The following is a 10,291-nucleotide window of genomic DNA, read 5'->3' on the forward strand; positions in this document are numbered from 1 at the left end:
CCCCCGGCACCCCCGAACGCCGAGTAGCCGACGCCATGCGCACCCACCCCGAGTACGTAGCCCGCACCCCCCGCCCCGGCCTCCACCTTGAACGCCAGGGCCCGGCCGTCCGGGAGGGCGACCGCCTGGACCGCCTCCGCGCCCATCTTCGACAGGAGGCCCGGTACCGCTCGCATGAGGTGGGTGTCGGGGCGGCGGGTGCCGGCTACGTACTCGGGGTGGGTGCGCATGGCGTCGGCTACTCGGCGTTCGGGGGTGCCGGGGGTGGCCAGGACGAAGGTGCGGAAGGCGCGGGCCAGGCCGGTGAGGGTGATGGCCAGGAGTGGGGCGCCGCAGCCGTCCGTGCCGACTGCTGCCACCTGCTCACCCGAAACTTTTTCCACAACCCTGTGGATAAGTTTTTGGAGGGGGTGGTCCGGGTCCAGGTACGAGTCCAGGGGCCAGCCGCGCAGGGCCGCCGCCGCCAGCATGGCCGTGTGTTTGCCGGAGCAGTTCATGGTGACGCGGTCGCGTACGGCGCCCGACGCCAGGTATGACTCCATTTCGACCGGGTCCAGGGGGAGGTCCGGCGGGCACTGCAACTGGCTTGCGTCCAGGCCGTGTTCGGTGAGGAGTCGGCGTACGAGGTCGCGGTGGAAGAGTTCGCCGGAGTGGCTGGCCGCGGCGATCGCCAGGCGTTCGCCGGTGAGGTCGAGGCCCGCGTGGAGGACTCCGGCCGCCTGCATCGGCTTGTTGGAGGAGCGGGGGAAGACGGGGGTGGTCGTGTCGCCCAGGGACCGTTCCACGGAACCGTCCGGCGCCAGGATCACCAGGCTGCCCCGGTGCCGGCTCTCGACGAAGCCGGAGCGGACGACCTCCGCGAGCACCGGAGGGGACAGGGAGGAGAACTGAGAATCCTCGTCGGCAACCGTCACTTCTGGTCCCCTCACATCAGCGCGTCACATCAGCAAGTCGTCCACCTGTGCCTCTCCCTCACGGTACCTGCGGGCGATCTCCGCGCTACAGCCGTCGGCCGTGTGTTGGAGGACCTGACGGCGGCGGGACACCTGCTGTTCGTAGCGCACCAGGCGGCCCATCGCGGTGGTCAACTCCAGGTCGGTGCGGGCCTCCAGGTCGGAGAGTTCGACCTCGGCGAGCATCTCGGCGGCCAGCAGCCGGTACTCCTCGCTGTGCGGGGTGCCCAGCGTCACGTGCCGGGCCGAAGAGCGGTGCCGGGCGGGGGCGTCGGTCAGGATCTCCGACAGGCGGTCCACCACGGAGGCCGCGCCCGCCGGGGAACGGCGGGCCAGTTCCGCGCGCAGGATGTCGATACGGCCCTGGAGCAGCCGTCGTACGTAACTCAGGTCGGCCTCGTCCCGCTGGGCGTCGCGGCGCAGCGCGCGCAGTTCCGGGAGCCGTAGCGCGGGCAGGTCGGGCGCGGGCGGTTCGGCGGGCAGCAGCGGGCTGTCGACGCGCTGCACGGGCGGGCGGCGGCCGGCCGGTCCTCCCGCGCGGATCAGCGAGACAGACCCAGGGGGCTGCCCGGTACTCGGTGTGCTCATGTGGCCTCTACCCGTCCCCTCGACCGGCGTGTGGACAGCATCGTGCCACCCCCGGTGGCCACTATGTGACCGAGTGCCCCCGAACGGCCCCAGATGGGGGGTTAAGCATCAAAAACAGTTCTCCTACGGCCCCTTCCGAGCCGCTCCCGCCCGCACGGCATCATGGGACCCATGCGAGCAGTGGTGCAGCGCGTGGACAGCGCGAGTGTCGTCGTCGACGGCGAGACGGTCGGGGCCATCGAGGGCGAAGGGCTGTGCGTCCTCGTCGGCGTCACCCACGAGGACACCAAGGAGAAGGCGGCCCAACTGGCCCGCAAACTATGGTCGATCCGCATGCTGCACGACGAGAAGTCGTGCAGTGACATCGACGCCCCGCTGCTCGTCATCAGCCAGTTCACTCTGTACGGAGATGCTCGCAAGGGCCGCAGGCCCACCTGGAACGCCGCCGCCCCGGGCGACATCGCCGAGCCCCTCGTCGACGAGGTCGTCGCCCGACTCCGCGCCCTGGGCGCCACGGTGGCGACGGGCCGCTTCGGCGCCCAGATGCGCGTCTCACTCACGAACGACGGCCCGTTCACCGTGGTGGTGGACCTCTGAGCGAGTACTCGTGGCCCTCGGAACACGCCGACTACCGGCCGGTCGACGCCGCCGCGGCCTGGAGCGAGACCGTCTGCGCCCTGCCCGTCGGCACCCGGATCACCGGTGAGGTCGTCGGGCGGCAGCCCTTCGGGGCCTTCCTCGCCATCGACGGCCACCCCGACGCGCTCGGCCTGGCCCGGGTCGACCGGAAACCCCGGTGCCTGGAACTGCCGGTGGTGGGGCAGCGCGTCACCGGTGAGGTCGTCTTCCACGCCGAGTACAACCACCAAGTGGGCGTCCTGCTCGGTGAATGGGCCGAGCACGAGGACCTGCTGCCCCGGTTCGCGGACCGCGTCGGTCAGGCCGTCGCCGGGCGGGTCTCGAAGGTCGCGCCGATCGGGGTCTTTGTCCGCCTCGCCGACTGCGTCGAGGGACTCGTCCCCCTCACGGCGCGTTCGGAGAGCGATGCCTTCCGCGAGGGCCAGGAGGTCTCCGTGCGGATCGTCGCCGTCGACCTCGAACGATCCCGGATCCTCCTGGCGGGTCCCGCACAGGACGACTCCCCCGCGCGGGACAACTCCTAAGGTTCTACGACGACTTCCTGCGCCGCGGCCGTCGTGTCGGCCAGCAGCGGCGCGTCCAGCGGTACGTTCCGCTTCACCAGGGCCAGGGCGATCGGGCCCAGTTCGTGGTGCCGTACGGACGTCGTGATGAAGCCGATCTTCCGGCCCTCCGCGCCCTCCTCCGCGAGGCGCAACTCCGTGCCGTGGCCCGGGAGATGGACCTCGCTGCCGTCGAGGTGGAGGAAGACGAGGCGGCGCGGGGGCTTGCCCAGGTTCTGGACGCGGGCGACCGTCTCCTGGCCGCGGTAGCAGCCCTTCTGGAGGTGAACTGCCGTGCCGATCCAGCCCAGTTCGTGCGGGATGGTGCGGTGGTCGGTCTCGAAGCCGAGGCGAGGGCGGTGGTGTTCGACGCGGAGCGCCTCGTAGGCGAGGATCCCGGCCGGGGGGCCGGACTTCTCGGCGTACGACTCCAGGTCCTCGCGCGGGAGGAACAGGTCGCGGCCGTACGGCGTCTCGCGTACGACGACGCCGGGCGGGACCTCGGCGATGGAACCGGCGGGGACGTGGACGACGGCGAACTCGCTTGTGCGGTCGGCGACTTCGACCCGGTAGAAGAACTTCATCGACTCCAGGTAGGCGATCAGCGCGTCCTGGGTGTCGGGTTCGGTGTGCATCCACACCGTGGTGCCGTCGTCGACGAGGTACAGGGCGTGCTCGATGTGACCGTGCGCGGAGAGGATCAGCGCTTCGGTGGCGACGCCGGTGGGGAGGTCGCTGACGTGCTGGGTGAGCAGGAGGTGCAGCCAGCTCAGCCGGTCGTCGCCGGTGACGGCGACCACCGCGCGGTGCGAGAGGTCCACGAAACCGGTGCCGTCTGCGAGGGTGCGCTGCTCACGGAACAGGTCGCCGTAGTGGGCGGCGACGCCTTCGTCCACTCCTTCGGCGGAGACGGCGCCGGGCAGGGACAGCAGGGGGCTCTTCATACAGGTAAGCCTACGACTCGGTAATTGAAGACTCAGTTGAAGTCGTCGTCGAAGTCGTCGTCGATGTCTTCGTCGAAGTCTTCATGGAACAGTCCCGGCATCTGCCGAAGATCGCGAAGTGCTTCATGTCGGTCTCGAAGCCGAAGGTGTCCCGCAGCTTGGCCCGGAACTCGGCGGCGACCTCGACATCGGCCTCGATGACGTTCGTGCAGTCACGGCAGACCAGGTGGATGTGGTGGTGCCGGTCGGCGAGGTGGTACGTCGGCGCACCGTGCCCCAGGTGCGCGTGGCTGACCAGCTGAAGCTCCTCGAGCAGCTCCAGGGTTCTGTAGACGGTCGAGATGTTGACCCCCGACGCCGTCTTCCTCACCTCGATGAGGATGTCGTCGGGGGTCGCGTGCTCCAAGGTGTCCACGGCTTCGAGCACGAGCTGCCGCTGCGGCGTCAGCCGGTAGCCGCGCTGCCGCAGATCACTCTTCCAGTCCGTGCCTTGGTCAGTGCCTTGGGTGCTCACCACACCCACGAGTCTAGGCCTACTTGAAGAATGCGATTCCGTCGTCCGGCATGTCGTCCGGGAGGGCCTTCGCCCAGCGTTCGACGTCGTCCGGGGTGACGATCTTCTTCAGGTGGGCGGACATGTAGGGGCGGAGTTCGACCTCGGGGGTCTGCTTCTCGCCGACCCACATGAGGTCGCTCTTGACGTAGCCGTAGAGGCGCTTGCCGCCGGTGTACGGGCCGGAGGCGGCGGTGCGGGCGACGGCGTCCGTGACGAGGTCGATCTGGGGCTTCTGCTTGGCGAGCTCGCCGTACCAGATCTCGACGACTCCGTCGTCGCGGGTCATCGTGACCTCGACCTTGCGGTCCGCGTCGATGCGCCAGAAGCCGGACTCGGTCTCCAGGGGGCGGACCTTGTTGCCGTCGTTGTCCAGGACCCAGGTGTGGGAGCGGTACTCCAGGAAGTCGCGGCCGTCGTGCGTGAAGGAGACCTCCTGGCCGAAGTTGCACTTCTCGGAGCCCGGGAAGTCGTGCACGCCCGCGCCGGCCCACTCGCCGAGCAGGAAGACGAGGGGGACCAGGCCCTTGTGGAGGTCGGAGGGGATCTCGATCATGACGTCAGCAGTTCCTCGGTGGGGGTCAGCGCTGGCCCTGGTACAGCTTCTTCACGCTCAGTCCGGCGAAGGCGAGGACGCCGACGCAGACCAGGACCAGCAGGGTTTCGAAGAAGATCTCCAACACGGGTGCTCCTTGAGCGGTACGGCGGCACGGGCGGTGCGAGCGGTTCGTGTACGTAGGCCGGGCCCCAGCTTAGTCGGCCGGGGCCCGGTGCTCTCTGCGAGGTGCGGCTCAGCGCGGGCTCAGCCCAGGAGCTGGCTCTGGAGCGTCAACGTCTGTTCGAAGGGGACCGCCTTCGCCGTGCCCTTCCTGGACTGGACGACCAGGGCGAGGGTGTCGCCGGCCGAGAGGTAGGCCTGGCGGACTTCCTCGGCACCGTAGGGCTTGTCCTCCGTGTATGCCGAGGCCCTGACGTTGCCGGCGAGGTTCTCGGACCGGACGGCGTCGTCGTAGGTGGTGGCCGGGGCGCCGGTCAGGGGGTAGACCGGGCTGTCGTAGGAGACGAGGCCGTTCGAGAACAGCGCGTCGGCGGCGATCGCGGTGTCGAACTGGAGGAGGTAGATCCTCGTGCGGGTGCCGTCCGACGTCGTCCAGCCGCCGGCCGCGATGTGCCGCAGGCCCTGGTCGGTGAGTTTCTGGGCCAGTTCCTTGCGGTCGTCCGGGTCGGCGTACTGCGCGAGGAAGGTCTTCGTGGCCAACCACCCGTCCGCACCACGCAACGCCGCGTCCCCCCGCGCCCCCTTCGGCGCCGGCAACACCAGCGCACGCAGATCCGCGTAGTGGGCGTTCACCTTGTTGGCCGCGGCGAACGGCCCCGGGCTCCCCGAGGGCAGCGGCGGCTTCACGATCACGGGATAGTCCCACCGCCCGTCCGACGCGGTGGCAAGCCCGGGCACATCCGTCCGCTTCATCTCCGTGATCCCGTACGCAGTCCCCACCCCGCCCACCGCGAACACCACGACGGCGGCCGTCCACCGAAGAACAGCACGCAACACCCGCCGATCCTTCTTACCCACGGGAGGCTCCGCCGGTGGTACCGACGGGGGTGCTTCGGGCATGGGCGGAATCACGAGCGGGGCCGAGGCCGCATCCAGGACGGGGGTCACACCCGAGGCCGGAACCGCATCCAGGACCGGCGCCACAGCCGAGGCCGGGGTCCCAGCCGAGGCCGCACCCGGGTTCAAGGTCTCGTCGGCAGCCGAACCCGCACCTGAGACCAGGACCGGACCCGCGTCCGAGGCCGGAGCCGAGGTCGCAGCCAGGCTCGGGGGTTCGTCAGAACTCGGGACCGCGCCCGAGACCGGCTCCAGGGCCGGGGCTACGTCCGAGACCGCGTCCAAGGCCGAAGCCGAAGCCGAAGCCGAAGCCGCATCCAGGATCGCGTCCGGGGCCGCCGCCGAGTTCCGGGCCTCGTCCGAAGCCGGAGCCCCATCCGAGATCGGCGCCAGGGCCGAGGCCGCATCCGCATCCAGGGCCGTGCCCACGTCCGAGCCCAGGGCCGCGCCCGAAGCCACCGCCGAGACCGGAGTCTCACCGGAACTCGGCGCCGCACCCAAGACCGGCACCACGTCCGAAGGCGCAGCCGCGTCCAGCGTCGACGCCGATACCGGAATCTCGGCCGGGACGGCCTCCGAAGTCACAGCCGGAATCCCCACCGGCGCCTCCACCGAAGTCACACCCAGAGTCTCCGCCGGAATCCCCGCAAAAGCCTCCACCGAAGTCTCCGCCGCAGCCCCCACCGGGGTCCCCGTCAAAGCCTCCGCCGCAGCCCCCTCAGGGGTCCCCACCGGCGTCCCCGCCAGGTCCGTCCCACTCCCCAGCTCGCTCATACCGCTTCCCCCGTCGTCTTGATCCGGTCCAGTTGTGCGCCCAGGAAGGACGCGATCTCCTTTGTGTCCATCGCCTTCGTGCCGGCGGCGTTGAGGGTGATCATGACGTCGGAGACGGAGGCGAAGCAGACCATGGCGGTGAGTTTCTCGCCGGCCTCGGGCTTGGGGAGGAAGCACTTGGCGGTCTTGTGGCCGGGGACGGCGGGGCCCTTGCGGAACACGGTGACGGCCGCGAGGAGTTGGTTCTCGTACGTGGTGATGTTCCGGGCCACCTTCTCGTCCATCTGGGCCAACTGGACCTGGACGGTATAGGAGTTGACCTCCTGCGCGGCGGGGTAGAGGTAGCTGCGCATCGCTATGCCCTTGATCTTCTCCCGGTCGATCTGCTTCTCCAGGAGGAGCCGCTGGGAACGGGGCAGGCCGCTGATCTCCTGTTTGCGCAGGGCCGTCGCCTCGCGTCCGGTGAGTTCCGCGTCGGAACCGAACTCGGCGATGTCCGGACCCTGGACATACCCGCTCTCCCTGTACGGCTGGAGCACCGCCGCCAGCCCCTTCGCCGCCACCGCCTTCGGCTCCGCCGCGTCCTTCGGGAACTTCCACACAGGCGCACCCGCGTCCCGGTCCGCACCCTTCACCGTCACCACCGTGTACCCGACCCCGCCCGCGACAGCGAGGGCGAGCAGGGCGCAGCCCGCAACGGCCGCGATACGACGACGCCGAGCGCGCCGCTCCGGACTCCGGGGCACGCCACCCGCCGCAACTACCGCTTCCGGCACCGGAGTTGTCGTCAGTGCCGCCGACTCCACCGGTCCGACCTCGCCGACCTGGTTCTCGGTCACAACCGCTCCATCTGCCGCCGGGCCAGATCCATGATCGCCTTCTTCGAGACCGGCTTCGTGTCGCTGATCCACATCTCCATGACGACGTCACCCCGCCACGCATGCGCCTCGGCCTGGTACTCGTCCAGGTAACCCGCCTCCCGCTTCGGGGAGTTGTGGACATACGCCATCCCGTCCCCGGTACCGGGGATCGCCCACTTGTCGGTGTGGGACTCGCGCTCGGACCAGTAGTACGCGTCCTCGGCCGCCTGGGACGCCGTGAGATCCACCTCCTGGCGGTACTGCACCAGCCGGATCTCGACCGTACGGTTGCCGCTGAGCTGCCAGTTGGTGACCGCCGCGCGCCGGAACTGTTCCGAGCTCAGGTCACCGAAGGCCTCGGCCGGCTTGCCGAACGTCTCCGCGTACTCGGTGAGGCCCATCCAGCCGTCCTCGCCCACGGTGTAGTCCGCCGCCCGCGCCCCGCTCGGCTTCTTCAGCAGGAGCTTGCGCAGGTCGCCGTCGACCTTGACCTGACGGTCCTGCGCGGCGGACAACGGCTCCGGAGCCGGCCCCTTCGCCTGCGTCAGCGTGCTCTGCGACAGCGACGGCAGCCGGTCGGGCGCGCGGCCCGCCTGGATCAGGAAACCCGTGCACCCGCCGGCCACGACACCGAGCACCGCGGCGACCGCGATCAGCAGCGTCGTACGGCCACGGGCTCGCTTCTTCTTGATTGGTTCTGCCTCAGGTACCTCTTCGGGTGCATCCCCGGGTACTTCTGAGGGTGTTTCTTCGGGTACTTCCACAACGTCCCCCACGGACCATGGCATGCGCATTCCATATGCGCGCACAGAAGACCCGTGGCTGGTGCAGGGAGTTGTAAGGGAGTTGATTACGATTCGGTCATGTCGAAGAAGCTCGTGATCAAGGTGACGGCAGGATCCGACTCCCCCGAACGCTGCTCACAGGCGTTCACGGTCGCCGCGGTCGCCGTCGCCAGCGGAGTGGACGTCTCCCTGTGGCTCACCGGCGAGTCCGCCTGGTTCGCCCTGCCGGGCCGTGCCGCCGAGTTCCAACTCCCGCACGCGGCGCCGTTGCCCGACCTGATCGACTCGATCCTCGCGGCCGGCCGCGTCACGTTGTGCACGCAGTGCGCGGCCCGCCGGGACATCACGGAGAAGGACGTCATCGAGGGCGTGCGGATCGCCGGGGCGCAGGTGTTCGTCCAGGAGGCGATGGCCGACGGTACGCAGGCCCTCGTCTACTGACCCTTCACCGACCCGACGAACTCCGACCACGCGGCCAGGCCGAAGATGAGGGTTCCGTGGGCGGGGTTCTTCGTGTCACGGACGGGGACTACGGCGGGGAGGTTGGGGGCGAACTCGACGCAGTTGCCGCCGTCGGGGTTGCTGTAGCTGCTCTTGCGCCACGTCACGTTGGTCAGGTCGATGGCTCGCACGGTACTTCCTCCAACATCCGCAGGATGAACAGTCGCGACTCAGGCAGGGACAACGCCACATCACGCATCGCATCGTACGCACGTTGTAGCTGCTCAACTGCGGCATTTTCCTCGATGAGTTCGCCACGGTGCGCGTTCTCCGTGTAAGCCACCGTAGTGCCGTCGAGCAGCCGCAGGAACATCACGTCGGTACTCACCAGCCCTGACAGTCCGGCGCTGTACGGCACGACTTGGATGTTGACGTCCGGTCGCTCCGCCGCGTCCGCCAGGTACTGAAGCTGGCGCCGCCACGCTTGCTTGTCCCGCAGGGGCGTGCGCAGCACCGCCTCGGAGAGGAGAGCGCGGAACGGCGGCGAGTCATCCATCCTCTCCAACAACTTCCGCCGACCGGTGCGCGCTTCGACCTGCCGGTCCAATTCCTTGCCCCGGTAGCCACCCAGCGAGAGAACCTCGCGTGCGTACTCGTCCGTCTGGAGCAGGCCAGGCACGATGCTCACGGAGTACTGCCACAGGCTCGTCGCCTCGCCCTCAAGCATCATGTACCGGCGGTACTGCTCCTTGAACTGGGTCGGGTCCCCCAACGCCAGCTCCCACAAGGTGAGTAGCAGCTCGCCCGACCCGTAGTACTGATCCAGCGCCTGCACGACCTCTGGCCCACCCAGCGTGCTGCCGCTCTCCATCTTCCCGAACAGCGACGAGTCCCAGCCGACCTCCCTCGACAAGTCCCGCAGACTGAGGCCCCGTTCGACCCTCAACCGCCGCAACTCCTCGGCAAACCGCTTCCTTGGCTCATGGCTGCGCTCCGTGACCACCAGCCGTTGCGGCATCGCGAACCTCCCGTTGCTGTGGAATTTGTGGAATTTGGCGCGCCCCGCGCGGAAGTTGAGCCCGTTGCCGCTGCGTTCGCCTCCGCCCTGGGTCATCCTCGTAACACCCAGGAATGCACAGAGTAGTCCAACTGTCGCATTCTGTATGGAAGTTACACAAAAAGGAAGAGGAGGAAGCGCGATGGAACCGGGAACGCTTCTCTACGACCCCGCGACCGACACCGTCGGCGAGTACCAGGACAAGGCAGGGCCCTACGCGTTGCTGCGGCCGGTCGGTGGTGGGCGTGAGTGGCAGGCCGACCCCGAGTCCCTGCGGCCGGCGACGGACCAGGAGCGGATGAGCGCGGGGGTGCGCGCGGCGAACTACCGGCCGCGCACCGACGCCCCGTTCCTGGTCGCGGCCGCGCCGCAACCCGCCCCCGACTGCGCGAGGTGCGCGGAACTGGCCGACCTCCGGACGACGGCCCGGGCGGCGCGCGACCACAGCGCCGAGACCGACGCGAACGTACTGCTCCGCAAACACCTCAGCGAGGCCCACCCCGTATGAACCGCCCGCGCCCTCACCAGCTGATCCAGGTC

Annotated in this window: 14 protein-coding genes; 4 read left to right on the plus strand and 10 right to left on the minus strand. The window is 69.2% G+C overall.

Features of this window, described 5'->3' with window-relative positions; translation table 11 throughout:
* The coding region (locus JHN63_RS39800; protein ID WP_200689987.1) for an asparaginase at positions 1-914 on the minus strand (914 nt) is incomplete at its 3' end.
* Positions 915-938: 24 nt separating this feature from the next.
* The gene (locus JHN63_RS39805; protein ID WP_200689988.1) at positions 939-1,541 is read right to left on the minus strand and encodes an aerial mycelium formation protein; all 603 of its coding nucleotides are present in this window, start codon (positions 1,539-1,541) and stop codon (positions 939-941) included.
* A gap of 171 nt (positions 1,542-1,712) precedes the next feature.
* Here JHN63_RS39805 and dtd point away from each other — a divergent pair, with 171 nt between their 5' ends.
* Entirely contained in the window at positions 1,713-2,138 is a 426-nt protein-coding gene (gene dtd, locus JHN63_RS39810; protein ID WP_200689989.1) for a D-aminoacyl-tRNA deacylase, read from the plus strand.
* A gap of 215 nt (positions 2,139-2,353) precedes the next feature.
* Complete coding sequence (locus tag JHN63_RS53325) at positions 2,354-2,704, plus strand: S1 RNA-binding domain-containing protein (RefSeq protein ID WP_307782093.1); 351 nt, start codon at positions 2,354-2,356, stop codon at positions 2,702-2,704.
* Here the strand turns inward: JHN63_RS53325 and JHN63_RS39820 are convergent.
* The 6 genes from JHN63_RS39820 to JHN63_RS39845 form a co-directional block, all read right to left on the minus strand.
* Positions 2,701-3,666: a folate-binding protein YgfZ gene (locus JHN63_RS39820; protein ID WP_200689990.1), complete on the minus strand. Its 966-nt coding sequence runs from the start codon at positions 3,664-3,666 to the stop codon at positions 2,701-2,703. The two genes, JHN63_RS53325 and JHN63_RS39820, sit on opposite strands and share 4 nt — an antisense overlap.
* Positions 3,667-3,676: 10 nt before the next feature.
* Positions 3,677-4,189, minus strand: coding sequence for a Fur family transcriptional regulator (locus JHN63_RS39825; protein WP_374222989.1), 513 nt, complete (start codon positions 4,187-4,189; stop codon positions 3,677-3,679).
* Between the two features lie 10 nt (positions 4,190-4,199).
* On the minus strand, positions 4,200-4,775 hold the full coding sequence (locus JHN63_RS39830) for an FABP family protein (RefSeq protein ID WP_200689992.1): 576 nt from the start codon (positions 4,773-4,775) through the stop codon (positions 4,200-4,202).
* 246 nt (positions 4,776-5,021) lie between these two features.
* Positions 5,022-5,837, minus strand: coding sequence for a hypothetical protein (locus JHN63_RS39835; protein ID WP_200689993.1), 816 nt, complete (start codon positions 5,835-5,837; stop codon positions 5,022-5,024).
* Positions 5,838-6,604: 767 nt separating this feature from the next.
* Positions 6,605-7,447, minus strand: a complete 843-nt coding sequence (locus JHN63_RS39840) for a hypothetical protein (RefSeq protein WP_200689994.1) — start codon at positions 7,445-7,447, stop codon at positions 6,605-6,607.
* Positions 7,444-8,106: a hypothetical protein gene (locus JHN63_RS39845; RefSeq protein ID WP_307782095.1), complete on the minus strand. Its 663-nt coding sequence runs from the start codon at positions 8,104-8,106 to the stop codon at positions 7,444-7,446. The genes JHN63_RS39840 and JHN63_RS39845 overlap by 4 nt, the downstream gene beginning before the upstream one ends.
* 225 nt (positions 8,107-8,331) lie before the next feature.
* On the opposite strand from JHN63_RS39845, the gene JHN63_RS39850 reads away from it, so the two are divergent.
* On the plus strand, positions 8,332-8,694 hold the full coding sequence (locus JHN63_RS39850; protein WP_200689995.1) for a DsrE family protein: 363 nt from the start codon (positions 8,332-8,334) through the stop codon (positions 8,692-8,694).
* Here JHN63_RS39850 and JHN63_RS39855 read toward each other — a convergent pair.
* Together JHN63_RS39855 and JHN63_RS39860 are read right to left on the minus strand one after the other, a co-directional pair.
* On the minus strand, positions 8,688-8,885 hold the full coding sequence (locus JHN63_RS39855) for a DUF397 domain-containing protein (RefSeq protein ID WP_200689996.1): 198 nt from the start codon (positions 8,883-8,885) through the stop codon (positions 8,688-8,690). The genes JHN63_RS39850 and JHN63_RS39855 overlap by 7 nt on opposite strands.
* Positions 8,867-9,712: a helix-turn-helix transcriptional regulator gene (locus JHN63_RS39860; RefSeq protein ID WP_200690000.1), complete on the minus strand. Its 846-nt coding sequence runs from the start codon at positions 9,710-9,712 to the stop codon at positions 8,867-8,869. Before JHN63_RS39860 ends, JHN63_RS39855 begins: the two co-directional genes overlap by 19 nt.
* A gap of 181 nt (positions 9,713-9,893) precedes the next feature.
* Between JHN63_RS39860 and JHN63_RS39865 the strand changes: the two genes are divergently transcribed.
* Entirely contained in the window at positions 9,894-10,259 is a 366-nt protein-coding gene (locus JHN63_RS39865) for a hypothetical protein (protein WP_200689997.1), read from the plus strand.
* Positions 10,260-10,291 lie beyond the last annotated feature (32 nt).

This window comes from Streptomyces sp. MBT65 (genome assembly GCF_016612545.1).
GTDB lineage: Bacteria > Actinomycetota > Actinomycetes > Streptomycetales > Streptomycetaceae > Streptomyces.

Excerpts from the sequence above, each read along its gene's own strand:
- JHN63_RS39805 (WP_200689988.1), bottom strand. The coding sequence starts at position 1,541 with ATGAGCACACCGAGTACCGGGCAGCCCCCTGGGTCTGTCTCGCTGATC.
- dtd (WP_200689989.1), top strand. The coding sequence starts at position 1,713 with ATGCGAGCAGTGGTGCAGCGCGTGGACAGCGCGAGTGTCGTCGTCGAC.
- JHN63_RS39820 (WP_200689990.1), bottom strand. The coding sequence starts at position 3,666 with ATGAAGAGCCCCCTGCTGTCCCTGCCCGGCGCCGTCTCCGCCGAAGGA.
- JHN63_RS39830 (WP_200689992.1), bottom strand. The coding sequence starts at position 4,775 with ATGATCGAGATCCCCTCCGACCTCCACAAGGGCCTGGTCCCCCTCGTC.
- JHN63_RS39835 (WP_200689993.1), bottom strand. The coding sequence starts at position 5,837 with ATGCCCGAAGCACCCCCGTCGGTACCACCGGCGGAGCCTCCCGTGGGT.
- JHN63_RS39850 (WP_200689995.1), top strand. The coding sequence starts at position 8,332 with ATGTCGAAGAAGCTCGTGATCAAGGTGACGGCAGGATCCGACTCCCCC.
- JHN63_RS39860 (WP_200690000.1), bottom strand. The coding sequence starts at position 9,712 with ATGCCGCAACGGCTGGTGGTCACGGAGCGCAGCCATGAGCCAAGGAAG.
- JHN63_RS39865 (WP_200689997.1), top strand. The coding sequence starts at position 9,894 with ATGGAACCGGGAACGCTTCTCTACGACCCCGCGACCGACACCGTCGGC.